This window comes from Pirellulales bacterium (assembly GCA_036490175.1).
Taxonomy (GTDB): Bacteria; Planctomycetota; Planctomycetia; order Pirellulales; family JACPPG01; genus JACPPG01.
Map to the genome: position 1 here is coordinate 23,494 of DASXEJ010000153.1, position 26,188 is coordinate 49,681.

Annotated in this window: 17 protein-coding genes; 8 read left to right on the forward strand and 9 right to left on the reverse strand. The window is 61.1% G+C overall.

What is annotated here, in order from left to right; genetic code table 11:
* Positions 1-168: 168 nt before the first annotated feature.
* Both VGG64_11915 and VGG64_11920 read right to left on the reverse strand, forming a co-directional pair.
* Positions 169-2,214 (reverse strand): VCBS repeat-containing protein, encoded by a 2,046-nt coding sequence (locus tag VGG64_11915; protein HEY1600303.1) that lies wholly within the window; start codon positions 2,212-2,214, stop codon positions 169-171.
* A gap of 44 nt (positions 2,215-2,258) precedes the next feature.
* The gene (locus tag VGG64_11920) at positions 2,259-3,536 is read right to left on the reverse strand and encodes a DUF2130 domain-containing protein (protein ID HEY1600304.1); all 1,278 of its coding nucleotides are present in this window, start codon (positions 3,534-3,536) and stop codon (positions 2,259-2,261) included.
* Positions 3,537-3,831: 295 nt separating this feature from the next.
* On the opposite strand from VGG64_11920, the gene VGG64_11925 reads away from it, so the two are divergent.
* The 5 genes from VGG64_11925 (at position 3,832) to VGG64_11945 (ending at position 9,268) form a co-directional block, all read left to right on the forward strand.
* Entirely contained in the window at positions 3,832-5,832 is a 2,001-nt protein-coding gene (locus VGG64_11925) for an ABC transporter permease (protein ID HEY1600305.1), read from the forward strand.
* A gap of 353 nt (positions 5,833-6,185) precedes the next feature.
* Positions 6,186-6,422: a FeoA domain-containing protein gene (locus tag VGG64_11930; protein ID HEY1600306.1), complete on the forward strand. Its 237-nt coding sequence runs from the start codon at positions 6,186-6,188 to the stop codon at positions 6,420-6,422.
* Positions 6,419-6,646, forward strand: coding sequence for a ferrous iron transport protein A (locus tag VGG64_11935; protein ID HEY1600307.1), 228 nt, complete (start codon positions 6,419-6,421; stop codon positions 6,644-6,646). Before VGG64_11930 ends, VGG64_11935 begins: the two co-directional genes overlap by 4 nt.
* A gap of 119 nt (positions 6,647-6,765) precedes the next feature.
* Positions 6,766-9,018 carry a ferrous iron transport protein B gene (gene feoB / locus VGG64_11940; GenBank protein ID HEY1600308.1) on the forward strand — a complete coding sequence of 751 codons (2,253 nt, stop codon included), beginning with the start codon at positions 6,766-6,768 and terminating at the stop codon, positions 9,016-9,018.
* A gap of 37 nt (positions 9,019-9,055) precedes the next feature.
* A complete protein-coding gene (locus VGG64_11945; GenBank protein HEY1600309.1) occupies positions 9,056-9,268 on the forward strand; it encodes a FeoB-associated Cys-rich membrane protein in 213 nt (70 codons plus the stop codon).
* Between the two features lie 119 nt (positions 9,269-9,387).
* Here the strand turns inward: VGG64_11945 and VGG64_11950 are convergent, their stop codons facing one another.
* Entirely contained in the window at positions 9,388-10,428 is a 1,041-nt protein-coding gene (locus tag VGG64_11950) for a DUF1573 domain-containing protein (GenBank protein HEY1600310.1), read from the reverse strand.
* A gap of 581 nt (positions 10,429-11,009) precedes the next feature.
* On the opposite strand from VGG64_11950, the gene VGG64_11955 reads away from it, so the two are divergent.
* The 3 genes from VGG64_11955 (at position 11,010) to VGG64_11965 (ending at position 16,420) form a co-directional block, all read left to right on the forward strand.
* Entirely contained in the window at positions 11,010-13,319 is a 2,310-nt protein-coding gene (locus VGG64_11955; GenBank protein ID HEY1600311.1) for a thioredoxin-like domain-containing protein, read from the forward strand.
* 368 nt (positions 13,320-13,687) lie between these two features.
* The gene (locus VGG64_11960) at positions 13,688-14,956 is read left to right on the forward strand and encodes a DUF1559 domain-containing protein (GenBank protein HEY1600312.1); all 1,269 of its coding nucleotides are present in this window, start codon (positions 13,688-13,690) and stop codon (positions 14,954-14,956) included.
* Between the two features lie 231 nt (positions 14,957-15,187).
* Entirely contained in the window at positions 15,188-16,420 is a 1,233-nt protein-coding gene (locus VGG64_11965; GenBank protein HEY1600313.1) for an amidohydrolase family protein, read from the forward strand.
* Between the two features lie 195 nt (positions 16,421-16,615).
* Here the strand turns inward: VGG64_11965 and VGG64_11970 are convergent, their stop codons facing one another.
* The 6 genes from VGG64_11970 to VGG64_11995 form a co-directional block, all read right to left on the reverse strand.
* Entirely contained in the window at positions 16,616-18,055 is a 1,440-nt protein-coding gene (locus VGG64_11970) for a selenium-binding family protein (GenBank protein ID HEY1600314.1), read from the reverse strand.
* A 72-nt stretch (positions 18,056-18,127) separates the two neighbouring features.
* Positions 18,128-19,201 (reverse strand): polysaccharide deacetylase family protein, encoded by a 1,074-nt coding sequence (locus tag VGG64_11975; protein HEY1600315.1) that lies wholly within the window; start codon positions 19,199-19,201, stop codon positions 18,128-18,130.
* Between the two features lie 69 nt (positions 19,202-19,270).
* Complete coding sequence (locus VGG64_11980) at positions 19,271-20,404, reverse strand: isochorismatase family protein (GenBank protein HEY1600316.1); 1,134 nt, start codon at positions 20,402-20,404, stop codon at positions 19,271-19,273.
* Between the two features lie 53 nt (positions 20,405-20,457).
* Positions 20,458-23,511, reverse strand: a complete 3,054-nt coding sequence (locus VGG64_11985; GenBank protein ID HEY1600317.1) for a PVC-type heme-binding CxxCH protein — start codon at positions 23,509-23,511, stop codon at positions 20,458-20,460.
* 168 nt (positions 23,512-23,679) lie between these two features.
* Positions 23,680-24,546 carry a hypothetical protein gene (locus VGG64_11990; GenBank protein HEY1600318.1) on the reverse strand — a complete coding sequence of 289 codons (867 nt, stop codon included), beginning with the start codon at positions 24,544-24,546 and terminating at the stop codon, positions 23,680-23,682.
* A gap of 254 nt (positions 24,547-24,800) precedes the next feature.
* Complete coding sequence (locus tag VGG64_11995; protein HEY1600319.1) at positions 24,801-26,099, reverse strand: Gfo/Idh/MocA family oxidoreductase; 1,299 nt, start codon at positions 26,097-26,099, stop codon at positions 24,801-24,803.
* Positions 26,100-26,188: the final 89 nt, after the last annotated feature.

Below are 26,188 nucleotides of genomic sequence, written 5' to 3' on the forward strand. Positions count from 1 at the left end.
AAGGCCTCGCGCGGCAAAAAGGAAGTTAAAGAGCTGTCTACCAGCCGGCAAACGTGCCGCCAAGATCGTTATATAGCCCTGGGCAGCGCCGAGCAATTTAAATGACCATAACCGAGGGGTGCGTGCTTCCGACGTGGCGCAGCTACTGCCGCACCGGTCGGACGTGCTTTATTTCTCGATCGACCGGGGGTTCTTCAAGTAATAGAAATGGCCGTCTTCCGCGCCCCCCAGGAAATCCGGTACATCATCGCCGTCGAAATCGACGACTGTGGGGCTGACGTCGTGCCCTTCGATATTTTCTGCCACGAGAGATCCACTATTGCGAAAGCGGAATCTTCCCAGCGGCGATTCCAGTTGTAGCAGCACGTCGGCGCTGGTCGAGTTAATCAGGAAATCGAAGCGGCCATCGCCGTTCCAATCGGTCACGCACAGTTTGCGCCGGCCACTGCCGCCTGCGCGACGATCGTTGAGTCGCAACGGACGATCTTGTTCGTCGACGAAGACACGTTCCGGTGGCAGGAGGATTGGCTTGCCATCGCGCCGCGCGCGACGAAACAGCGCCAAATACCCTTCGCTGTCGAGCATGGCCAAATCGGTTAGACCGTCACCGTCGAAATCGAAGACTACCGGCGTGGTGCGCCATTGCGTTACCAACTCGTCGCTGCGCGGTGTCCACCAGGTCCAAGCCGGTTTGGGCGGCAGGCCGGGCCACGCGACGGCCACACTTTGAGCGGCTTTCAAATTCGGTGTACCAATCGCTCCCTCGTTGCGCAGCCATTCGACCCGGCCCCAGATCGAATTGAGGACGATATCCGGCCGATCGTCCATGTCCCAATCGGCAACCGAAAGCGTTGTGTAACCCCATTTCGCTTCCGCCGGTCCTTGAATGCTGCCGTTGGGACCCGCCATGACGCGGTAGGGCTTGCCTTCTACCTTGAGCCGTCGCGGCGCGCTCCAACGCGGGGCAGCCGCGCGCGGGCCGCTGAGATTCGCGAACCATTCCAGGTAGCCGGCCGTGTTACCGGAAACGATATCTGTGTCGCCGTCTCCATCCCAGTCGAACCCTACCGGCGTGGCCAGCGCGCCACATTTCAACTCGTCGGCGACCTGCTGGAAATAGCGCGGCGGCAGAAAAATCGGCGTGCCGTCGGCGGTGCGGCCACCGGAATTCTCGACCAATGCCACGCGGCCGTCTTCGTCTCCTACGACTAAGTCGATATCACCATCTCGGTCCCAATCAAAAGCCACCGGCACGATCATTTGCAAATCCATCGTCAGGGCCGTTCCGTCGCGCGTTACCAAGCGTCGGCCCGCGGCATAGCGCGGCGCGCTGCGAGTGCCGACGTTCTCGAAATAAGTGAAGCCGTCCAGAAACTCTCCGCACAACAGATCGAGGTCGCCGTCCCCGTCGAAGTCTTCGAAGTTCGGCGTCGGACAGCCGAAAGCGTCGACCGGTTTGCCATCGGACAACACCATTGCCGGCGCAGCATAGTTCGGCGCGGCCGTTGTGCCCGTGTTACGCAGCCGGTAGACGAAACCGTGCAGCGGGCCGTTTTGCCATTTTCCTTTGGCGTCCCACGCGTCGTCCCAGCCGTAGTCGCTCCAGTCTTCTATGCCCACGACCAGGTCTACCGCGCCGTCGCCATCGTAGTCCGTATATCGCCACTGGTTGTGGCGGATCTTGCTGCCGCGAGCTTGCGGCGCCGTGCCGCGCGGGGTGTGAATCGGCAGAGGCACATTCAGCGCCACCGGCTTTTCCAGTCCGGTTCGCAAAAAGTCCGGATACTCGTTCCCCGGTGTCAGCACGCGCAGCCGGCCGTCAACAAAGCTGGGCATCACGTAATGCACCGCCTTGCTCAATCGCCGCGCCGGTTGAAACACGGGGAACTTCTCGCGCACCGTGTCGCCCGTCGTGTTCTCGAACAACCAGATGCCGTTGGATGGCTTGTCTGGGCAAGAAACGATCAAATCGAAATCGCCATCACCATCTGCATCGCATGGCACCGGCCAGGCCCACAGCCCTACGCCTAAATCGACAACTAAACCTGGGTTGTTGTATTTGAGGCGCGTCAGGTTTCCGGCCGCGGCACCGGGCACAGTGGCTTCATCGGCCAATAACCGTGCAACGAAGACGGTCAGAGCGCAGGCGACGCCCAGTGCGAAGAGCAATTGCAATCGACGCGCGCGACGGAAAGCATTGGCGTGAATTTTCAATCCAATCGTCTCCACCGCTGGATATCTTGCGCAATCGCATCGCACTAGGGATGATCGCCGTTGACCTCGGCTTCGATCAATTTTACATCGAGTCCGTCGATCTCTTGCAGCGAGCGGCCGGCGATGCCTTGCAGATCGCCATACATTCCGGCGGTGGCGTCCAGAACAGCGCGGATTTGGTTTGCTCGTTTTGCCCAGAGACGCGTCATCATCGTGCGCTCTTTCTCTAGATCCGCATTCATGTCGGTGAACTTTTCTGCGATTGCCTCGATGCGATGGCGGAACCGCGGACCTGTCAGATACTGATAGACGAGCTCCATCTTGGATTGTTGTCCTTCGCCCGCCTGCCGGGCCGCGGCCAATTCGATCAGCGAATAGCGCAGCGCGATCGCCACCGGCACGGCGAAGCGGTGCGCGGCGACCCACACACCGTCGACGATGTTGAACGTCTCGATTTCTTTGGGGAGCGCTTGGGTGACGATCAGCGCGATCTCGGCCTTCGCAGCGCGTTGGTCTTCTCGCAATTTGGCCAGCCAGCCGTCGCTCCAGTTCTTCGTCCGTTTCGATTCCCACAGGATGGTGCCGCACGGCTGCCCTGCAGGACTGACCACGCGGTGAATGACGTCGCCACCGTGCTCTCCCTTGGCGACCGGCTCGATCGAATCCAGAGGGAACGTGGAACGCAACAGGGTTTCGAGCTCGAGTTCCTGGACCTCGCCCTGCAATTGTTGCGATCCCTGTTCGGCGCGTCGCTTGAGCTCCTCGACCTGCCGTTGCATGGCGGCGATCAATTCGTCTTTTTCCGCGACTTTGAGCTTGAGACCTTCTTCAGCCTCGAGCCGGGCCTTGTCGCGCACGGCAAGGAGCGATTCTTGCACTTTTTTCTCGATGGTCAGATCCATCTCGCGGCGGGCATCGTCCAGTTCGCGTTGTTTGCGCAATAACTCGGCCTGGTCCTTCTGCGCCGCGGCGAGCTTGACGTCGCGATCGGCCAGCACCTCTTGCAGGGCGGTCAACTCGGTAGCTTGCTTTTCTAGATCGGCCGACAGCAGGCGGCGGGCCTTCTTCGATTCTTCATCGACGATTCTGTGGCGCTCGGCCGTGAGCTTGGTTTCCACCTGTTCGTCAATGGTGGCGCGGGCCTTTTCGATGCCGGCTTGTTGCTCGCGCAGTGCGGCCTCGCGAACGGCCACCTCGGCGTCTTTGGCCGTCAACTGGCGCTCGTAACGTTGCCGCGTCGACTCGATCAGCGGCGCCGCCAGCGATTCGGTGAGCTTGATCTCGGTCTTGCAATTGGGACACGTGATCGTTGGTTCGGTCATGGAACAGTTTTCCGCACGATGTCATTTGGGGGCAACCCTTCGGATATCACTACCGGCCAGGGATGTCAATAAGTCGGGCGCAACGCCGAATTGCTTTTCGGGGTCTTGATCGCGGCGATGCGGACCAGCCGTACCTGTGGGTCGACAGCGGTCAATCCATCCTCGACAATTACGGCAGAAATGCGGCGCCGCGAGGCGGGGCGATGCCTGGGGGTATCTTAGGATTCACGCCGCGATCGCTTGCCAAGAGTGCCCATCGGGTTCCTGTTTTAGGGTGCAGTAACGGAACTTCGCGATGCAACAACTGCTGACGGCCATCGGCGGACCGATCTTCGGCAAGGAGTTGATCGAGACGGCGCGCCGCAAGCGATACTTCGTCAATCGCATGTTGTACGCGTCGGCACTGTTGATCGTGGTGTCCCTGGTCTGGGTGAACGCCAGCTACCTGTGGCACGGTGGCACCACGATTCGCGAGATGGCGCAGTTCGCCCACGAGGTCTTCCTGGCCGTGAGCATTGTCGAATACGGGGCCATCTGGTTTTTTGTCCCCGTTTTTGTGTGCGGGCTGATCGCCGCCGAGCGCGAGGCGCAAACGCTCGACCTGTTGTTGACGTCGCAATTGAGCGACCGCGAGATCGTAATTGGCAAACTCTGCAGCCGGCTGGCGATCGTCGTGCAGATTTTGCTGTCGACATTGCCCGTGGTGTGCCTGGTGGGAATGTTCGGCGGCATCGAAGCCAGCAGCATAGGGCAAACGCTCATGTCCATGCTGCTCGCCATGCTTTATGCCGGCGCGTTTTCGATCTATTTTTCCTCGACCAGTCGCAGCCCTGTGGGGGCGCTCGTGCGGACGTACTGGTGGCTGGCCGTTTTGTTGATCGGATTGCCTATCTGTACGGGAGGGTTGCTAGACCTGCTGGGGGTTTTACGAAACAGTCGTTTTTTGGTCCTCGTTGTCGGCCAGGTATTTTTCAATCCGCTGGCAACCTTGACCGTAACGCTAAATCCTTTATTCGCCCGGCAATTGCGCGGTTATCTCGGAGAGTGGTACTACGCGCCGATGTACATCATTCCTACGCTGCTGAGTGTAGCATTAGTTTGGCGGGCGATCGCGCGACTGCGCGTTGACCCTTGCAAACTTCTCCTATCGCGGCTGGGAAGCTGGCTTTTGCACCGGTATGCCCCGGGCGTAGTGCGCCGGCGGGCACGTCGCGTTACATCGCGTGCCACCCGCGCCGAGCGGTGGCTAGGTCTGACTACGATTGCCAATCCTGTTTGGCTCCGCGCGCGGCTGGCACGCGTCTACGATCGTGAGGGCTACATCGGCCGCATTCAATGGATGGGTTGGGCGGTGGCGGTCGCCTTTGTCGTTCTGTTGGCACTGTTAAACCCGCGCGAATTGCATCGCGACGACCCGGCCTTTGGAATGTTGATTCCCACCTGGTTCGCGCTCGGATTACTGACGACGATCTTTGCCGCCAGTTCGCTTGTGAATGATCGCCGTCGCGGCTTCTTCGACCTGGTGCTGGTCACCACGCTGGAGCCACGCGAGATCGTCGATGGCACGTGGCTGGCCGTTTGGCAACATGTACGCAGTACCTGGTGGCTGGCGGTGATATTTACCGGTTTGTTCACGGTCACCGGCAGTATCGTGCCGCGCATGGCGCTGGTATCGCTAGTCACAGGGACTCTGTTTTGTGCCACGATCATTAGTTGCGGTGTGATGACTTCGCTTGCCGCCACGCGGCTGCCGCAGTCGCTCGTACCGACATTCTTGCTCACGATGGTGACGACAGTTGGAACGGGTTTGATGGTCGGGTTCTGCCGTCAATGGTCAGGACCGATAGCATGGACTCTCGCGGCGGCCCTCCTCCTGGGGACGATTGCCTGGCGGCGGCGTAACCTGTCTCCTGGGGCGATCGGCGCAACTTTCATCGCCGTGCATCTGGCGCTGGTGTTCGTGGCTACCGCACCGGCCTTTGATGGGCGCAATGAGGCGCTACCACTGGGCTTGTGCAATCCAGCGCCGATGGTGATCGGCGTGCTGGGCGAAAAGCATGACCTTGGCAACCTGTTTTGTTGGCGTCGTAATGGGGCACCGCCCCTGGATACCACCTGGTACGTGCTCGCCTATTGGCTGGCCATGGTGGATACTATTTTGTGGTCGCGGTATTGGACGCTGGCAAATTTCGACCGCCTGACCGGCCGGGTCGGGCTGCACAATACGGCTGGCCGCATGACGCCGCCACGTCACGAGCGCCGGCGGCCGGCAGAGGCCATGCAAACGGTCGCCTAAGCGATCGCACTGATCAAGCATGCCCTGCGCCGAGCGAGCGACGTTTGCTTGCCGCGTGCCAGGGCGGCCTTATCGTTTGGCGGAAGGCGTGCCAGTTGCTCGGCTATTTACTGGCCCCCTCGTCTTGCGGGCTATCGCGCCGAGCATACGCCTGAACGATCGCCTGTTTCCCGCTCGCAGGCCACGAACACGCGGTGGAAAACGACGCCTCTCCGCTGGTGTCAAATTATTCCCTCGCCCAGCTTGATTGAGACAACAGGCTCCCCTAAAATAGGTCGATACTTGAGAATGAGTCTCATTAAATGTAAGTGCGCATGCACTAGCCCTAAACGTCAGCTAGGCGGTAGCCAACTGTGGATGATTGCATTCCCTTGCAGTGTCTCGAGGTAGGACGCGGCGGCGCCGTAACGGCGATCGTCGGCCATCAAGATACCGTGCATCGACTCGACGAAATCGGATTGCGCCAAGGGAGCGAAGTCGAGATGGTGCAATCCGGAAGTCCGTGCATCGTGCGCGTTAACGGCCAGCGATTGTGCTTGCGCGCCGACGAGTTGCTGCGCGTCCTGGTGCGACCCGGAGTGCTGGCGTGAATCGCCTGGCAGAGCTCAAGATTGGCTACCGTGGGCGCGTGGTCCGCATCATCGGGGACGATGAGATCGCCTTGCGACTCTTGGAGATGGGGGTGACGCCAGGGGTAGACATCGAACTGCTCGGCACGGCGCCGTTGGGGGATCCGCTCGAGTTCGAGGTGCGAGGCTATCATTTGAGTATCCGCAAGAGCGAAGCCCACCGCGTCGAGATCGAGTCTCTTTAAGCCATGTCCGTGCGAGTCCTCGTGGCCGGCCGATGCCGCCGCCCGAAGGCCGCGATCGACCAAGAACGGCGATTGTCGCACCGACGGCATTTGAGAATACGTTACGCCCCACTTCCCTCATGACTTCCACTGCCCCAACGTCGGTCTGTGTCGCACTGGTCGGAAATCCCAACACCGGCAAGTCGACCCTCTTCAATGCGCTGGCCGGCGTGCGGCAGCGCGTGGGCAACTACCCGGGCGTGACCGTCGAGAAGAAGATCGGCCACCTAACGCACGGCGGCCGTACGTTCACGCTGATCGATCTACCCGGCACGTACAGTTTGGCGCCGCGATCGCCCGATGAAATGGTGGCAGTCGACGTGCTGCTGGGACGCCGCGACGACGCCCCCACGCCCGAAGTCGTGCTGTGCATTGTCGACGCCAGCAATCTGCAGCGGAATTTGTACGTGGTCAGCCAGGTGCTGGATCTGGGTTTGCCCACGGTACTGGCGCTGAACATGGTCGACGTGGCGCGGCAGCGCGGTATGTCGGTCGACGTCGGCCGGCTGTCGCGGAACCTGGGCATTCCGGTCGTCGAATTGCAGGCCAATCGGCGGCGCGGCGTGAACCAATTAAAAGACGCGCTGGTTGCTGCGGCCGGGCAGGGGAGCGAGCAGCGCTTGAGTCCATTCCCTGAGCCTTTTCGCCAGGAAGTGGCAGCTTTGTGCGAGCGCCTGGATAAACATGCAGTTCCCGGTACCAATGCCGCAGCCGGTGATGGCAAGGCGTCCATGCCGCGTTATCTGGTCGAACGCTTGCTCTTGGACACAACGGGTTACTTGGAAGACGAGATGTTGCGTCACGATGGTCCGGGCTTGCGCGATGCGATTCGCGACGCCCGGACCCGCCTGGCGACCGCCGGTTGCCAGGTGCCCGCCATCGAGGCCGTGGCCCGTTACGGATGGGTAAATGAAACGTTGCAAGACGTCGTCACGCGACCTGCATCGCGCGCCGTGACCTTCGGTGATCGGCTGGACCGAGTACTGACGCATCGCGTTTGGGGTTCGCTCATTTTCTTGTTGATGATGGTGGTGGTATTTCAGTCGGTGTTTTCCTGGGCCGCGCCTGCGCAGGACTTTATCGATGCGGGCGTCGCGCGGGTCGCAACTGTGATCGAGGGGCATCTCGAGGAAGGGGCGCTGCGCAGCTTGTTGGTTGATGGCGTCATCGGCGGTGTCGGCGGCGTGCTTGCCTTCTTACCGCAGATCTTCATCCTGTTTTTCTTCATCGCGCTGTTGGAAGATTGCGGTTACATGGCCCGGGCCGCGTACCTGATGGACAAGCTGATGGTCCGCGTGGGTCTGAGCGGCAAGTCGTTCATTCCGCTATTGTCTTCGTTCGCTTGCGCCATTCCCGGCGTGATGGCCACACGCACGATCGAGAATCGTCGCGATCGCTTGACCACGATCCTGATCGCGCCGCTGATGAGCTGCAGCGCGCGGTTGCCCGTCTATGCACTATTGATCGCCGCGTTTATCCCCGAGCGGAGTTTTTTGGGCGGCCTGCTGAGCTTGCAGGGATTGACCCTGACCGCGATGTATCTGATTGGTATCGTGGCCGCCACGATTGTGGCGCTGGTGTTGAAGAAGACATTGCTGCGCGGGCCGACGCCGCCGTTTGTGATGGAGTTGCCCAGCTACAAGCTGCCAGACCCAACGGTGGTCGCGCATCGAGTGCTGGAACGAGGCTGGTCGTTCGTGCGACGGGCCGGAACTTTGATCGTGGCGGTGGCCGTCGTGGTTTGGGCCAGCTTGTACTATCCGCACGATCCGTCGGTCGAAGCTCCCTTTGTCGACAGTCGGGCGCAGCTCACTGCGCAGCTAGATAACCTGCCGTATGACGATCCGCGGCGCGATTCGGTCGAGGAGCAATTAGCTCAGGTCGATCACAAGATCGCCGGCGCCTATCAAGAGCAAAGCATCCTGGGCCGGATCGGCCACGCTATCGAGCCGGCCGTGCGGCCGCTGGGGTGGGATTGGCGAATCGGCTGTGCCGCGATCGCTTCGTTCCCGGCCCGCGAAGTAGTCGTCGCGACGTTGGGGATCATCTATAATTTAGGAGACATCGACGTGGCCGATCCCGACGCATCGGGCCTGAACAATGCCTTGCAAGAGGCCACGTGGGAGGGAACGGACCGCAAAGTGTTCAACGTGCCGGTCGCCTTGTCGCTGATGGTCTTTTTCGCGCTGTGCGCACAGTGCGCCGCGACACTGGTCATCATCAAGCGTGAAACCGACAGTTGGCGCTGGCCGGCGTTCACGTTCGGATATATGACGGCGCTCGCCTATGTAGGTGCTCTGGTGACTTACCAGGTGGGAATGCTTCTTTCTTGACGGTCTTTTTCTAGAAAGCGGCGCGACGAGCAAAGCGATGACCGTAACGTTCGACAATCTGATCGTGCTTGTCCTGGTGGCCGTGGCCGTCGGCTACCTGGGATCGCGTCTCTGGAGCACCCTCCGCGGCAAGCGGCCAGGATCAGGGTGCGGAGCCTGCGCTAACTGCCCGAGCCAGGGGGCCGACCCTGGCCCCGCCGTGATCAGTGTCGAGTCGCTGAGGCAGTCAGGCGCCAGGGCCGCGCGGTAACCTCAATTGCACCGCGGGTGCCACTGCCGGCGAGCCGGTGCACATTGCGAGCCGACAAGCCGGGCTAGCTGATCTCGCTTGCGGCGGAACTACGTCGCAGGGAAGCCTGACTACCCGGACTATTCCGTCGGCCGTCCCGAGGTCGTGCGTTCGGCCGGCTTGGTCTTTTCCGGCGAGACGACTTGAGCGTAGGCCGAAAACTCGGCTACCACGTCTTCACCAAGATCGGTCGTGAAGCGAATCTTCTGCGCGACCTTGCCGGTCTTCTCGCCGGCCAAGAAGGTGATCGGCACGACGTGCATGGGCTTGGTCGAGTCGCTGGTTTTGAATTCGAAGCTCTCGTCGTCGCAGGTGATGCCCGTGATGCGGAACGGCTTCTTGGCCTTGATGACCAATTGCTTTGTCGCCTTCTGACCCGGCTCTAGCACGCCCATTAACAGTGACGCTGGGCTGACGGTTAGTTCTGCCACGACGCGCCCTGCGACGTCCAGCGGCACTTCGGGCGAGCGTTGATCGTTGGTCATCAGCACGAGTTGTTCGTTGATGGCTCCGCTAGGTGCATCGGGCTTGAGGAACACCTTCAGGTCGTAGGCCACCTGACCGCCGCCGCGGCGCGATTCAACTAATTGTGTATCCAGATACGGGCTGCCAGACTTCACATCCAAAATCTGCCAGTCTTCGCGCCCTGCGTAGCTGATCGAAAGTTGCTTCTCGACGGGTGTGCCCTGATCGACAGTTCCCAGATCGACCTCGCCTGGGTGGATCACGATGTCGCGACGAATGTAGCCGGCCACCTGCAGTTGCACTTCGGCATAGTAGGGCTTGTCGAAGACGACCGTCACCGTCGCGCTGCGTTGACCGAGAAAGCTACGCGTGTTGAAGGCCGCGACGATGGCGCCCTCTTCGTAGGTCTTCAGCGTGTCCTTCAGAATGCGCGGCGTAGTGCAGCCGCAGCTCGAGCGCACGTCGGAAATGTGTGCGTCTTCTTTGTAGGGATTCTGCAGCTTGAAGAAGTACTCGACCTTGGCGCCACGCGCAACGTTGCCGAAGTCGTGGTTCGAGGTCTCGAACATCTTGCGCGCCCAGTCCTGACCATGCGCCGCGCCGGTACAGGCCAATACCCACAACAATCCACAGAAGTGAACTCGAACGCAGGACATACATTCCCCCGCTGGAAGTGTCTGCGGCCGGAAGTCGGCGCGGCGAATCCCAATTGATTCGGCCGCTCATATTATTGCGCGTTGGCGCGGTTCCCGGCAGCACTTAATCGAACGTCGTGGGAACTCTACGACCCTGTTAGGATCGTGTCAACTTGTTTCTGTGAAATGAGATACGATCGAAACGCACCCCTGGCCGGCCGCAATTAATTCATCTTCGGCCATCTGCCCTGTCTGGCTGTAGACACATTCGACGAGTATCCGTCGGTGCCTAAGATGCGGACAATGTGGCGCCTACGGCGCTCCGGAAATGCCGAGGACTCCGGCCGGATGGGCGATGAGTCAGGAGACTGAAACCGCGACCAAGCCCCTGGAGACCGTCGATTCCCACTTTCCACTCCACTCCGTTGGGGTGCCAGCAAACCGGTCCTTCCGCGGGCGAGGTGAGCGGTTCATGCATGCCCTTACTCTCGCGCGCCATCCAACCCAGAACCGCAGGCGTTGCTAGGCCGCGCCCGGCCGGTCGCGTACGATTGTGCCCTAGGGGTCGTAGTCTCTGTATATTCCAGGAAGGAGAGCGTCGGATGAGCGTGCATGATGAACGGAGTGATCGGCTGCCCAGGCCAGATTCAGGGCATGCCGGCCGGGTGAGCGCGTCGTCAGCGATCGGCGGAATCTTGGCGGTGTGCATGCTCGCCTGGTGCCTGACGGCCACCGTCTCGGCAGCTGCGCCAGCGACGACCGCCCTGTCGGTCATTGGCTCTCCTGCCGCCGTCATGCTTTCCGCGGCCCTGATCGGTGCCGCGGCACCCGAAGAAGCGGCGGACAAGGCGGCCGGCGAGAATCCCTTTCCGCGCCGGATCGCAGCCCCCGAGCTGTCCGGCGGTGTCGACTGGATCAATACCGATGGCCCGCTCGAAATTAAGGGCCTGCGTGGCAAGTTCGTGTTGCTCGACTTCTGGACTTATTGCTGCATCAACTGCATGCACATCTTGCCCGAGCTGAAGAAGCTAGAAGCCGACTTTCCTAATGAACTGGTCGTGATCGGGGTTCATTCAGCCAAGTTCGAAAACGAAGAGGATTCGAAGAACATTACCGAAGCCGTGCTCCGCTACGAGATCAAGCATCCGGTGGTGAATGACGCGCGGCATAAGATCTGGGACCGCTTTAGCGTTCGCAGTTGGCCAACGGCCTATTTGATCGATCCCGAAGGAAAGGTTATTTACGGCCGCAACGGTGAGTTCAAAGCAGCCGAATTCGCGGAACTCCTCAACAAGGGCATTCCCTACTATCGCAAAAAAGGGACGCTCGACGAGAAGCCCTTGCGCTTCGCGCTGGCATCCGAGCGTGCGGTTGACACACCGCTGCGCTTTCCGGGCAAAGTGTTGGCCGACGAAACGGGTGGTCGCCTGTTCATCGCCGACAGCAACCATAATCGGATCGTCATTGCCGGGCTGGACGGAACGCTCGTCGGCGTCATCGGCACCGGTGCGATCGGCGCGGACGACGGCGACTACCAGAGCGCGACGTTCAACCATCCTCAAGGCATGGCACTGAGCGGCGACACGCTATACGTGGCCGACACCGAGAATCACATGCTCCGCAAGATCGATCTGGCCGGCAAGCGCGTCAGCACGATCGCCGGAGACGGTCGGCAGGCGGCCGGCTGGCCGGGAATCGATATGGATGATTTCGCGGCGGGTGCCGGGAAGATGCCCGAGCGTTTCGTTGGCAAGCCACGCGAGACACAGTTGAACAGTCCTTGGGATTTGCAGATTCACGGCCAAGATCTGTTCATCGCCATGGCCGGTCCCCACCAGATCTGGAAAATGCCGCTCGACGAGTCCGAGATCGGTCCCTATGCGGGCAACAGTCGCGAGGATATTGTCGACGGTCCCTTGCTCCCCTCACAACCGTACGAAGCGGGTTACGCGTCCTTCGCGCAGCCCAGCGGTCTGGCGGCCGACGACGACACGCTGTACGTGGCCGATAGCGAGGGAAGCTCGATTCGCGCCGTGCCGTTCGATCCCAGCAAGCCGGTACGCACCGTCGTTGGGACGGCCGATCTTCCGGCGGGACGGCTGTTTGTCTTCGGCGACCACGATGGCGTGGGCCGCGCCGTGCGCTTGCAGCATCCGCTGGGAGTAGCGCTGGTCGATGACCTGCTCTACGTGGCGGACACCTACAACAACAAGATCAAGGCTATCGATCCCCTGAAGAAAACCGTGCATACGATCGCCGGCACAGGCAAGCCGGGGCACGCCGATGTGCCGGCGGCGTTCGACGAGCCGGCCGGGTTGTCGGGCGCGGCTGGCAAACTCTACGTCGCCGATACCAACAACCATCTCATCCGTGTCATCGACTTGGCCGGCGGGAACCGCGTATCGACGTTCCAGGTCCGCGATCTGACGCCGCCCAAGCTGGCGGCCGCGCCAGGGCAGAATCCGCGCAACGACCAAAGCCACGGCCAGGAAATTCGCATCGATAAAACATCTCTTCAGCCGCAAGACGGACTGGTGTGGCTGGCTATGAAACTGGCGCTGCCGGCCGGTTACAAGATCAACCCGCAAGGGCCAATGCGATATAAGGTCACGGCCGTGAATGAATCCGGGCCGCTCGATCGTGCGTACCTGGGACGTAGCAACAAGGTCGATCCGCCGGCAACCGAGTTCCAAATCGAGCTTCCTGTGGCAAAGGAAGCCGGAGATGAAACAATTGCCGTGGAGGCTGACTATTACTACTGTCAGGAGGGAGAGGGGGGCGTTTGCAAGGCTGGCCGCGTGACTTGGACAGTGCCGCTTTTGATAGGCGGGCCGCTTTTGATAGGCGGGCCACTTTCGATAGGCGGATCGGCAAGCCGTGCCACGTTGCCGTTGCGGCTGGAAGTCGAATAATAGCCCAAGGCGATCTACAGTAAGCGGATTTAATGCTGCACGAAAAGTGACGCACCCAACAAATGCGTCTTTTCTGGCGGCTGAGCCGCTCTAGAACGTTTTCGGCGCGCTGCTGCCAAGTATTACCGTTGGGCGGGGGGCACCCGAGAAGGGGGCCAAGCCGCGGTGGGTTTCGACAAAATTAGTTAGTATGCAATGGAGTCGAGCGAAAAGTTGGAAAAAATTTCGACCACCACATTCCATCTTTTTACTTGATCCTCTAAACTCAGGTCACGGGGGTCGCGGGCTAATTCGGGTGATCGGCCCCCGATTCTTACATTTTTTATTCGGAGCAAGAGGCCACTGTGCTACGAGAAAGGGAGACTGTTATGCGCTTATCGCGGAGAACGGGATTCACACTGGTTGAGTTGCTGGTTGTCATCGCCATTATTGGAATCTTGATTGGCTTGTTGCTGCCCGCCGTGCAAGCCGCACGCGAGGCTGCACGCAAATCGCAGTGTCAGAACAATCTCAAGCAATTCGGTCTGGCTCATCAAAATTATTTGAGCGCGATGGGCGTGTTCGTTCCTGGTGGCCTTGTCGACCCCGTCAAAGGTACCGCTTACGCTAGTGCAACAGCAATGCTGCTCCCCTACTTTGAGCAGGCCGGAGCGGCATCGATGTATAATTATTCCCAAGCATGGACGACTCAGCCGCAGGTAGTTGCCAACTTGGTTATTCCTAGTTGTGTCTGCCCGTCGGACGACAAGGACAATCCCATCTATTTCCCCTGGCTGGATTGCGGAACTACTACCGTCTCTGCCCTTTTTCCCGTTCCTTCGCCCACGGGTTCCATAACCGGCTCACTTGGCACCGGCATGACGACGTTCAATGGTCTCTTCGGCTCCTTGGATTATGCACTTTCCGCAGGCATCAATGACGCGTTCTGCGACCAACCAACCACCGCGCCGAATTGGGAACGGGGTATGTTCGCATACGACATGCTCAATACCGCACAGGGCGTAAGTGATGGGCTCAGCAATACATTTATGATGGGGGAAGCCGCGGCGTCGGTGAAGTGGGGATTGCGTACCAATACGAACAGCTTAACCGCCTATTCGAATCCTTTGAAACCTTATCAGTATGTTCCGATCTGGGCCTGGATATCCGGTGAGCCGAACTACTCGCCGTTCGTTACCCTCTCCGGAAGCCCGCCAATGTACGCTGGCGGGCCACTCGGTACGACCATTTTCCCACTGAACATGAATCCGGTGACGCATACGATGGCCGCACAAACTTTACAAATGAGTCTCAGTACAAGTGCATGCGGTAGTAGCGTTAGCCAGAACCCTGGGCTGCACTTCATGTCTGGCTTTCGTTCCTCCCATCCGGGGGGCGGCAACTTCTTGATGGCCGACGGCAGCGTACGATTCGTTCCCGCCACGGTCGATTCAGTTGGAACCGGCACAGCCAATGGGCCCGTCGGGTACCTCCCCTCGGGTGTCAGTGGTGCACAGCAAATTCTGCTCACATCGGGCTCATATCCGAACTTTACCTTTAATGTCACCTGGCCCAGTTCGAACGGTGCGCTCCCCACCGTGGGCGTCTATCAAGCACTTTCCACGCGGGCCGGTGGCGAGCCTGTTTCGCCTCCGTGATTTGTCTAACGGGGCGGCTGCGATCGTCGCTTTTCGGGCGACGATCGCAGCTCACCCGCACCTTCTCGCCCCGCGAGTTGCGACATTCCGACTTTGGGTGCCATGCTCACGCAAAACGTGAGCATGCTTCGTTTAACCCCTGCGCTCGTGTCATCATCTCTGGGGCGCTCTCCATTTCCAGTGCCCGCGTGGCGTCACCCGCCACGGTCCGCGGGCACTATAATTTGACGCATGTCAACGGATGTGCTGTTCGTCAACGGGGATCTGGTCCTCTCGGATCGCGTTCAGTCTGCGACCCACCTGCTGATCGGCGGGGCGCGGATCGTGGCCATTGGCCCGGACGGTGACCATCCATCCGCGCATCACGCGCAATCGCCCAGCGTGGGCGGTGCGCACGTGATCGATGCGCGCGATCATTACATCGTCCCTGGCTATGTCGACCTGCACGTCCACGGTGGCGCGGGCGCGGATTTCATGGACGGCACCGCCGAGGCCTTTTACACCATCCGCGCGGCGCACGCGCGGCATGGCACGACGAGCTTGCTTCCCACCTCAACCGCGGCACGGCCCGAGCAGATTCTGGCGATGTTGACCGAGTGTTCTCGGCAGCGACTGGCCGACGATGGTCGCGGGGCCCGCGTGCTGGGTGCCCATCTGTACGGCCCCTACTTTCGCGCCGAAGCGCGCGGCTGCCATCCCGGCGACGGCGTTCGTCCGCCGGTGGTGCAGGAATATGAAAAATACCTGGAGCTGGCGGCGGCAATCGCCACGGCCTCGGTCGCCCCCGAGCTGCCGGGGGCCGAAGCGTTCGCCCGCGCCTGCGTCGCCCGCGGCATTCGCATGAACGCCGGGCATTCGCACGCCACGTTCGAACAGGCCGAGCAAGCCATCGGCTGGGGCGTGCGGCACGTCGACCATCTGTTCTGCGCCATGTCGGACCGGGCCAGGTTACGGCAATCGCAACCTTTTCCAATGCGCGGCGGCCTGCTCGAGGCGACGCTCTATTTCGACGAGTTGACGACCGAAGTCATCGCCGACGGGCGTCATCTGGCGCCCGAGCTGCTCCGGCTGGCCTACAAGGTCAAAGGGCCCGATCGACTGGCCCTGGTCACTGACGCCAACCGCGCGCTCGACATGCCGGACGGTCCCTACATGTTTGGTCCGCGCGACGGGGGCGAACCGATCCTGCGGCGCGACGACGTGGGGTTGATGCCCGACGGGCAGGCGCTGGCCTCGGGCGTGCAGGGGATGGATCATCTGGTGCGCACGTTCATCAAGGCCACCGGCTGCCCGCTGTGGGAGGTCGTCCGCATGGCCTCGCTCACGTCGGCCCGCATCGCGGGCTGGGACCACGAGCTTGGCAGTATCGCCGTGGGCAAGCGCGCCGATCTGCTGTTATTGGACCGCGCGCTCAACGTGCGACAAGTGTTCCTGGGCGGCCAACGGTTCGCCGCGCTACCGTAGCGATTGCAGCAATGAACCACAAATGGCACGAATGAAGGACACAAGACGGAAAACACGGTCACTGAGTCGGCCAACTGCACGTCTGATTCTTCATTCGTGCAATTTGCGCGATTTTGGGTCAAATCTTTCTCCAAATCGTCGACACGGATAGCGTGATTCCGCGTCACGTGCCATGGATTTCCGACGTGCCTCGTGCTACGTCCAAATGTCTGACGTGCAATCGCCGCCGGGGTAGCGCATCTCGTGGGCGCGCGCGGGGCCACCTGGTTCGCGACCGAAGTCGACCAGGAAGTGATCGTTGATTTTCATACCACCGGCCGGATCACAATCGATTTGCAACAGATACGACCCGGTCTTGGCCATCTCGGGATAAAATTGGTTGTCCCAACTGCTGAAGAGCGAGCTCGTGACGTACAGTCGCCGGCCATCGAGACTCAATTGCAACATTTGCGGACCGCCCGTCAGCTTGCGATTGGCGACGGTGACCTCCTTGCCCGTCACGCCGCCGCACCACACCTGGCCGGTTAGGCGCGGCTGCGCGGGATTCGAGATGTCGTATTGCCGAATGTCGCCGTGCAGCCAGTTGGAAAAGTACAGATAGCGATCGTCCATCGAGACCAACTGATCGGTGATCAGCCCGGGCACGGGGAACGGCCAGCCTTTGACCTCAATCGGCTCGACGGCCATCACCTTGTCGACCTGCCAGTCGTCCGCGGTCTTGTGCCAGTGCCACACGGTGCTCGAGAGCGCGGCGCCGACGAAGCCGTGCGTGCTGTCGGGATTGTGCAAAAAGCGCACCTCCAGCGGAATGCGTCCCTGATCGCCCAGGTCGACCGTTTTCACGATGTTGCGCTGCTGCCAATCCCAAAAGTGGAGGTGCGTGCCATACTTGCCGGCCGAGACGTCCTCAAGCTGGAAGCCCTCGAAGTAGGTTTTCGGCGCGGACCATTCGCTGGAGACCATCACGTTATGGCGCGGCTGATACCAGAAGTCGTAATTGAAACGCATGCCCGCCGCGTTTTGCTCCCAACGGCCCACGACGTCGAAATTCTCATCCAGTTGCAAGAAACCGCCGGGGGCGCTGCCGTCGCGATCGCCGAGCATCGAAATAATGATCCGCCCGTCGGGCGCACAGTGTACGGTATGCGGCGCCGTGAGATTCGTCTTGGCCTTGACCGTTTCCGGCGCGATCACCTTGCTGAGCGCGGGAGCCCGTGGGTCGGCCGTGTCGACGATATGTATCCGGCTTGAGCGATGGCCGGGCAGGATCAGATATCGCCGCGCCTTCGTTCCATCGCCATGGCATGAGCTGCAAGCGTTCCATCCGAAATGGTGCAACTCGTCACCCACGTTGGGCATCGCCAGGCGGTGGATCACTTGCGAGTACGTCGGCGATGCGGGGTCGACGTCGACCGTGGCCAGGAAGTCGGGCTTCTTGATGTCGGTCCCCACGTACAGCCCGATGGTATACAGCAACTTTTCAGGCGGAGCTTTGGCGGCCTCTTGCGGCGAGGCATAGCCTGGCCCGCAGCAGTTGGGCGGCGAGGCAGAGGATTGCGGAGGCGTTTCCGCAGCCAGCAACCGAGGAGCAATTCCGGCGGCGGCCGTAGCGAGCAGAAAATCTCGACGATGCATGGATGACCTCCGTGACAAGCGTGGTCTGTGCAAACGTCTCGATTATACCGTGAAGGTAAAACCGCGGGCCTGCTAACTTGGCTTAATGGCTTTGGCAGCAGCCTGCGCCCGGGCGCGCTGCGCGATCGTGCCCAGGTCGACTAGCGACGCGTGGTCGCCAGCCTTGGCCACCATCTGGCACATCAAATCGACCGCGCGGAACTGCGGATCGGTGACGTACAGGCAGGAAGGATGCCCCAGGAAATCATACACCGAGTGGTTTTCAATGGCCCAACCCAACCCCCGCCGGATCGATTCGAGAAACCACTCGAGCTGCCAGCGACCGTGGCGAAAGGCCCCGATATCGCTGATAGGGCTCATCGGCACTTCGCATAAACCGCTCTCGTACAGAAACGGTTGCGCCGCGGCCTGTGCTTGCACGATGCCGGCGTAGATGGCTTCGCTGGGCTCTTGGCCGGGGTCGGTATTCGGATGCGCGGGATACTTGCTGCTGACCCAATCGAAGCCTTGCGCCGAGATCAGCTTCTGCACATCGGGGCGATCGGCCAATCCCATTTGAAAACCGCCGGGCGTGCGAAATCCATCCACGCGAATGCCGGCCCGCTCGGCGAGCGCCACGGTCGCCAGGCGGATGTTTTCGACGATCGCCTGCTCAGGGCTTCTCCCCTCCAGAAGCCAGGGGGCGCGTTGGAAGCGAAACTGCACGTCGTCGGGCTTGGTTGCCCGTACGTTCACGTGATCGTAGGTGTGATTACCCACACGATGGCCGGCCGCGACGAGATCGCGCAACCAGTCGACGTTTTCTTGCTCGCACACGCGTCCGACGGCAAACAGATGCACGACGCCGCCGACCGCTTTGACTCGGCGACAGGCCTCGACCGTGTAGGCCTTTGTCTCGGCATTGAGATTCCCCTTTTCATAGTCCCAATGCGTATCTTCCCAGTTGGGAAAGTTGCGGCTCATTTCCAGGTCGAGCGTGATAGCGACATGCGCGCGATCGGTGCGCGGTGCGGACTCGGCCGCAAGGACCGCTTGAGCACGCGTTCCGGCCAGGGCGCCGGCACCAGCGATTAGACTGGCGCGCAGAAAGTCGCGACGATCGATGCCCGGCCGCGGATACCCGTCGTGCTCTGTCGATTCAAGCATCGGTTTTCCTTGCTGGTTTAAAGCCGCGAGCGGCCAGTGCCAAGTTTTCGATGCAAGCAGGGGCATCAATTATTGTTGCGCCTGACCGGCGGGCAGAGGCCGAATCCACGAAACCTGTGTCACCAGATGGTCCAACGAGGCAAACGAAATCGCCGCATTGGTGGCAAATCGCGGATCGGGGTTGGCTGGGAACGTGGCCACCGTGGCGTCGCCGACCAGGAATACGTTGAAATCAGGCGACAGGTTATCGTAGCCGGCCGTCGTTTTGCAGAAGCACATGTCGGTGTTATAGCCAGTCAACAAGACATGCCGGATACCTTGCGCCTTGAGAAATGCACGCAGCGGGTCGTACCCCTCGCCGTCGTAAATCACGACGTCGCGTGGTGCGACGTCGATATGCTTCGACACCGGGACAGGCAAATCCCAAAAGCCCTCGTGGTTGAAGGCCGCCGTCGCGTCCAAGCCGCGGAACTGGCGGAAGTAATCCGGCACCGGTAAATCGGCCGCCAGCTTCAACTCGGTTGGCAGTGTTCCGCCACGATAGTCGAAGCTGGCGAGTTTTTCCGCCAATTGCGCCGCTCCTTGGGATCGGTCGCCGTCCGACGGCTCGCCGCGGAAGGAGCGATACATTTTTTTCCGCGTCGGGTCTTCTTTGCCCGGCAGACTATAGAGAACCAGCCCCACGCGCGGTCTCAGCGATTTCAAAAAGGGATTGATGACTTCGGCAATGTGCCGGTTGAGAATGAGATTCTTCTCAGGCGTGCATTGAAAGGCCGCGCCGGCCGGCTGCGGCGATCGCCAGCCTTGACCATCATCAATTCCCCAGGGATGCACGACGATGATCGCCGTGTCACGGCCGCGCAGCAGATTGGGGAGCTCGACGATGCCGCGCGCGTTGTACGAAAATCGCCAAGCCCGCACGGCCAGGTCGGCGGCCGAATCCTGTACGAGCGTGGGTGCCTCGAAACGCCGCGTCTCGCGCACCGGTTCGACGAATTCTGGATAGTCGGCCAATAATGGCTGTGGGTTTGCCACGGGCGACAAGCGATTGTCGTACGAACGCGGCGCCGCTGGGGCCTGAGCATTCATACCATTGACACAGGTGGTGACAAGCGCCGCACCAGCTATGATCGTGGCGAGGATGTTCGTGCGGTGCCCCGATGTGCATCGCTTGTCTCGCTCGCGTATTCGTCGGCAGTACATTTTCGATCTCCAGGCAATTGCAGCCCCGATGATTCTTCACAGCTAGACAGGACTCACTTCGCGCTCCCTGCCGGCGGCGCGATTTGCTCGAGCCAGGCAAACAGATCGCGTAGATTCTGCGGAGTCAATTGTTCCGCAATGTTGTCGGGCATCAACGAGTTGGGCGATTCGGCCAGTGACTCGATTTGACTGCGCGGCAGACGCAGCCGTTCGTTCTTGGCCGTCAACAGGGTCAGGTTGCCCGCATCTTGATCCACGATCAAGCCCGACAGCACGCGGCCGTCGCCCGTCTGCACGGTGTAGTTCGTATACTCTTTGCGCACCACGGCGTTGGGGTCGACGATGCTATTGAGTAGGAAGGCGCGGTCGCGGCGGTTGGCATGCGTCAGGTCGGGGCCGATCTTTTCCCCTTCGCCAAACAGCGTGTGGCACGTGCCGCAGTGCTTGCCGAACAGTTCGCGCCCCGGCTGTGCGTGGCCATCGGCCGCGCGCAGGTCATTGTTCAAGCGGCGCGCCACGGCCAACCGCTCCTCGGTAGTGGCTGGCTGGATCGCCCCCCAATATTTTCGCACCAACGCGTCCAGATCGGCATCGCCATGCGAGGCCACTACGCGCAGCTGCTCGACCGGAATCTCCTGCGGATCAAGTTCGCCGCGGGCCACACGCTCGAGCAAAAGTCCGGCCCAGGGACGTTTCGCCAGCAGCACGTCCCGCGCTTGGCTGCGCAAGGCCGCGGGCATGCCGCCGTAGGCGGCGAGTATCGTCGCGGCCAGGTTCGTATCGTTACCCCGCGCAAGCGCCCGCAGCGCCGCGGATTGCAACGGTTCGCCTGCTCCCTTGCTGATAAGTGGCGTCAATCGCACCAGCAACGCCGGCGGGCAAACATCGGCCAAAACGTCGATCGCCGCTAGCCGCGCCTTGTCGTCAAGGCGATTGTCGAGCGCGCGGGCGAGCAAATAATCTGCCACGTCTGTATTGCCAAGCCTCGCGGCCAAGCGCGCGAGCACCGCATCGTCTCGATCGCTTTGCCAGGCGGCATTGACCAGAGCGACGAGGGCTTGCGGCGTTTCGGCTTCCCGCGCACGACCACGCCATCCTTCGTCGAGCGCCGCCAGCAGCGGCTGGCGCGCCTTGGCGCTCGGTGCGGCTGTGAGAATCATCAGGCACGACTCGCCACCAGCCGCGTCGGTCTCGGCCGCATAACGCCGCACCAATCGCGGCAGCAAGAAATCGCGTGCCAGTGGCGTCTGCCACACCCACGGCATGGTCCATTGCCCGACTACGGCCGCGCGAGCCGGCAGGGCATTTTGTTCCAGCGCCCACCAGATCAAAAGGGGAACGTACGGGTCGTCCGCATCCTCGGCATGCCGTGCGAGGGCCGCGATGATCGGCAAGCTTGCCGCGGGTGGCAGCCGTTTGGCGGTGCAGGCGAGTTGCCTCCGCACGAGGACGCTCGGATCGTGGGCCGCCAGCAGGGCGAATTTCTGCGCAATCGTGTCCGCGACTTGCGGTTCGTCACCCATTAGTCGCACAGTCCAAGCGCGCACGTCAGCGCTATGATGATCCAGCAGCTGCAGCGATACCGGTTCGTCGAGTCCGCCGACGCAGTGTAGTGCCCACAATGCCTGTAGTGAGGGCACGTCGGTCGCACGTGGCTTGCTCGTTCGAGAATTCACGGTACCGGCCTTGGCATCGCGCAGGACAAAACCGGCGAGCCGGGCCACGGTCTGAGGATTCGGCCGCTTGGCAGCGCGTTCGGCCAAATGCCGCCGCGCGTGACGGGCGTACCATTCGTTGGTCGAGGCCAGCTCGTGGATCAGTTCGCTGTCGCTCGCGTCGCGTAGGTCGCGCGTCGGGGGCCGGACCGCACTCCGCGGTTGAATGCGATAGATCCGACCGTTCGAGCGATCCCACTCGGCATCAGGGTCCGGGTGCGCGGTGCGGGCATCGTGCCAATCGGCGACATACACCGCGCCGTCGGGCCCAACTGTTACATCGCTGGGAGCGAACCAGGTGTCATTTGCTGCCAGCAACGTTCCGCCGTGCGCAGAACTGAAAGTCGATCCGCGCGGCGCGAGCGTATGCCAATACACGGCATGTCCCAATAAGTCGGCCGCAATGTAGCGGCCGCGAAATTGTGGCGGAAAAAGGTCCCCCTGGTAGACAATGCCGCCATCGGTCACATGCCCCCCGGTAAAGTTGGTATGCGGCACATGGTCGAAGTAGCCAAATGTGTAAGGATTGTGCAGCGCCCCGTGCTTGCCGAAGTTCTTCCAGTAATACGCGCCTTGCACGCCGTGCAGCATCACATAGGGACCAAAGTTCGTGCTGTACAGCAGCTCGCCGTGGGCATCGAAGTCGAGGCCCCAGGAATTGCCCCCGCCTTCGCAAAACAGTTCGAACCGATGGCTGACAGGGTGATACCGCCACACGCCTTGCTGGAACTCGATGCCGCGCACGTGGGCCGTGACCGTGCTCCCTTGTGTGCCGTACAGCCAACCGTCCGGCCCCCAGGCGAGCGAGTTGGCCACGCTGTGCGCATCTTCCAGGCCAAAGCCGGTCAGCAGTACGTCGGGGTCGGCGTCGGGCACGTCGTCCCGATTGCGATCGGGATAAAAGAGCAAATAGGGGGCGTTGAGAACGAAGACGCCGTCGTAGCCGAAGGCCAGTCCGCTCGCCAGGTTCAAGCCGGCGACGAAATCCTTGGCTGAATCGGCACGCCCATCGCCGTCGGTATCAGTGAGGATCGTCACTCGATCGTTGCCGGGCGTGCCGCCAGGGGGCGGATCGGGTAGACGATCGTAAACGGTGCGCGAATAACGATCGACTTTTACCCGCTTCAGACCCGCAGGATTTGGATACTGTAAATACTGGACGACCCACAGCCGCCCGCGATCGTCGAACTCGATGGCCACCGGTTGCCGTACCAAGGGCTCGGCCGCGACGAGTTGCACGTCGAATCCCTCGGCGACCGTCATCCGCCGCACGGCTTCGTCCGGGGAATAACCTTGGGCCAACGAGCGCGCGACCATGCCGCAGATCGACGTGGCAAAGAGGACCGCGAGCAGCGCGGCGCGACACGCGTATTTAGAGATGCGCGGAGGCATGCTCACGCGGACGTGAGCATGGCACCTCGGTCGAGCGTCGCGGTGCGATTGACTGGCGAGAAAACGAGGCATATGCCGGTCGATGATAGGCCGGCGGCAGCGGCGGAGCAAGGAAACGGGACTGGTGCCCCTGATCGTTAACGTCTCTTCAGCCGGAGATGACTTCGATTAGCGGCTTTTCTGCCACCAGCGTCGTCCCAGCAGAGAAAGCATCGCCAGCGCCGCGAGTAGATACGCCGAGGGTTCGGGCACAATCGAGATCTTGCCGATCACGAGACCGCCTCCGCCGCCCAGCGGATCGAATCTGAATGCAACTCCCGCGAGATCGGCAGCGTTGGCCGATCCGCCCAGGAGATCGGCAATCGGCAACGAAACGGTCATGGGCGTTGCAGTATTCGGGATCGTTCGCGTAACGTTCGTAAAATTATTGATCAGCTCGATCTGTCCGTTGCTGAGTTGCGGATCGATGGAGTGCAAATTCGTGTTCCAAGAGATGGCCGTGTTGATTCCCTTCGAGTCCCCGGCCACAAGATACTGAATTTCGATCTCCAGCCTCTCTCCCGCGAATTGGGTGAGATCAAAGTTCAGGTTTGGTTCGGCATCTGAGTAATTGCCGTAGCGGATTTCGAGGCCGCCGCCGCCCAGGTTCTGCCCTTGAATGGAATCGAGCGCGAGCGTGCCGGCCGTGGTATCGAGTGCGGCCCGGGCTGTGCTATTGGGTGGACCAGAAACCGCGTCGAAGAAGGCGATCCGCGCACCCCCCAGGACATGTTGTGCGTCGAGTCCCGTTTGAGAAATCGCATACCCATGCCCCTCGGTATACGTGACGTCAACCGGTGTTCCCTGCGTGAAGTCGTCGATGACGAACTCTGCGTGCGCGCAGCGAAGCGAGCAGGGGGCAACGTAGATCGCGGCAAAGATCGACGCGAAGATCAGGACACGGAGTGCCACAAAGGCGGCCGCGCGATCGTTGCCACGCGGGCGCGTTATCTGCGGCGCATCGTGGTTGTTGCTCTGCGAGATGAACTGCGTCATGCCCTAGTTCTCCAAAGGGATGCTGATTCTCGATGAAAGATCTCCGCCCGACCTGCGACGCGGATCACCCGGCCCGCGAACCCATATAGGCTGTTTATAGGCCGCCTCGTTACATCACGATTTGTTAATGTACGGAGGCAAGGACGGATTTCCAGCATAAAAACTCACAGAATTCGAGAACCTGCCCCGAGGCGCGCTGTGCTTGGAAACCCAAGCGTTGACCCCTGGCGTGACATCGACAGCAGACGACGTGCTCAGACTTGCGGCAGCGTCCACGGTGCCCGGTATTCGCGTCCGAGCAAGGAATTGGCATCGGGGTCGGCCGCTGGGAAACGCCACGCATCAGAATCCCAGGCGAGTTTGCGTCCCACGCGTTGCGAGATATTGCCGAGGTGACAGAGTGATGTGCTGACATGTCCCACGTCGATGTCGGCTGTCAGTTGCGCCGTGCCGCGGATCGCGTCCAGCCAGTTGCGCTGATGTTGCGGTTCGTACGAAACATCTCCTTCATAGCCCGCCTTCTTTGGCTCTTTCGGCCGATGGATCCACCAGTTGCGTCCGTCGGTGGTGACGACGCCACTGGCGCCGTGGAATTCCACGCCGAACGTGGAGTCATTCATCCCGAACGGCGACCATGTGCGATGCTCCCACACCAGCGTCAGCCCGGGATACTCGTAGCACACCACTTGCGTGTCGGGTGTTACCTGATCGTCGTCGAAGAATTGTTTGGCGCCGCTCGAGACGATACTGGTCGGCAATCCGACCCCCAGACCCCAACGGGCCAAATCGAGACCGTGTACGCCATTGTTGCCCAACTCGCCGGTGCCGTATTCCCAGAACCAGTGCCAGCGGTAGTGAAAGTGATTCGGGTTGAACGGCCGGCTAGGAGCGGCGCCCAACCACATGTCGTAGTTCACCCCGGCGGGAATGGGCGCGTCAGCGGCGCGGCCGATATCCTCGCGGCGTGATGTGATCCAGCTGCGGGCGAAGTGCAATTTGCCAACGCCGCCGGACTTGAGGAACTCGACCAGGGCTTGCATCGACTTGCTCGAGCGACGCTGGGTGTCGACCTGCACCAAACGGTTGTACTTTCGCGCCGCAGCCACCATCCGTTGCCCCTCGACCACGTTGTGCGAACAGGGTTTTTCGACCAGCACGTGCTTGCCGGCCATGCAGGCATGAATCGTGGCCAAGGCGTGCCAATGGTCGGGCGTGGCGATCACGACTCCGTCGACGCTCTGGTCGTCTAACATACGTCGGAAATCGCCAATCGCCTGCGGCGCTCGATTCTGACCTGACGAGATCGATTCCAGGGCGGGGCCGATCACCCGCTCGTCCACGTCGCAAAGATACGCGATCGACACATCCGGTTGCGCCGCAAGCACGCCGGCCAAAGCTTTGCCGCGGCCGTTGAGCCCCATTATCCCTAGCGTGATGCGTTCGTTCGCGCTGCGGGCAGCCCGCAGGACGTTTGGGGAAAGTGCCGAAGCGGCAAGCGTAGCCATCGCAGCCGAACCGGTATGCAAGAAATGACGGCGATCGAGTTGATTCATTGCGATCCCTCCTGATCTACGTGGAACAGTTGGCGATCATTCGGTTATGACATGCCGCTGGGCGGCGAGTCCGACGGCATTGTCGGTCG

Excerpts from the sequence above, each read along its gene's own strand:
- VGG64_11985 (HEY1600317.1), bottom strand. The coding sequence starts at position 23,511 with ATGCCTCCGCGCATCTCTAAATACGCGTGTCGCGCCGCGCTGCTCGCG.
- VGG64_11925 (HEY1600305.1), top strand. The coding sequence starts at position 3,832 with ATGCAACAACTGCTGACGGCCATCGGCGGACCGATCTTCGGCAAGGAG.
- VGG64_11970 (HEY1600314.1), bottom strand. The coding sequence starts at position 18,055 with ATGCATCGTCGAGATTTTCTGCTCGCTACGGCCGCCGCCGGAATTGCT.
- VGG64_11990 (HEY1600318.1), bottom strand. The coding sequence starts at position 24,546 with ATGACGCAGTTCATCTCGCAGAGCAACAACCACGATGCGCCGCAGATA.
- VGG64_11955 (HEY1600311.1), top strand. The coding sequence starts at position 11,010 with ATGAGCGTGCATGATGAACGGAGTGATCGGCTGCCCAGGCCAGATTCA.
- VGG64_11975 (HEY1600315.1), bottom strand. The coding sequence starts at position 19,201 with ATGCTTGAATCGACAGAGCACGACGGGTATCCGCGGCCGGGCATCGAT.
- VGG64_11995 (HEY1600319.1), bottom strand. The coding sequence starts at position 26,099 with ATGAATCAACTCGATCGCCGTCATTTCTTGCATACCGGTTCGGCTGCG.
- VGG64_11920 (HEY1600304.1), bottom strand. The coding sequence starts at position 3,536 with ATGACCGAACCAACGATCACGTGTCCCAATTGCAAGACCGAGATCAAG.
- VGG64_11965 (HEY1600313.1), top strand. The coding sequence starts at position 15,188 with ATGTCAACGGATGTGCTGTTCGTCAACGGGGATCTGGTCCTCTCGGAT.
- VGG64_11945 (HEY1600309.1), top strand. The coding sequence starts at position 9,056 with ATGACCGTAACGTTCGACAATCTGATCGTGCTTGTCCTGGTGGCCGTG.
- feoB (HEY1600308.1), top strand. The coding sequence starts at position 6,766 with ATGACTTCCACTGCCCCAACGTCGGTCTGTGTCGCACTGGTCGGAAAT.
- VGG64_11960 (HEY1600312.1), top strand. The coding sequence starts at position 13,688 with ATGCGCTTATCGCGGAGAACGGGATTCACACTGGTTGAGTTGCTGGTT.
- VGG64_11950 (HEY1600310.1), bottom strand. The coding sequence starts at position 10,428 with ATGTCCTGCGTTCGAGTTCACTTCTGTGGATTGTTGTGGGTATTGGCC.
- VGG64_11980 (HEY1600316.1), bottom strand. The coding sequence starts at position 20,404 with ATGTACTGCCGACGAATACGCGAGCGAGACAAGCGATGCACATCGGGG.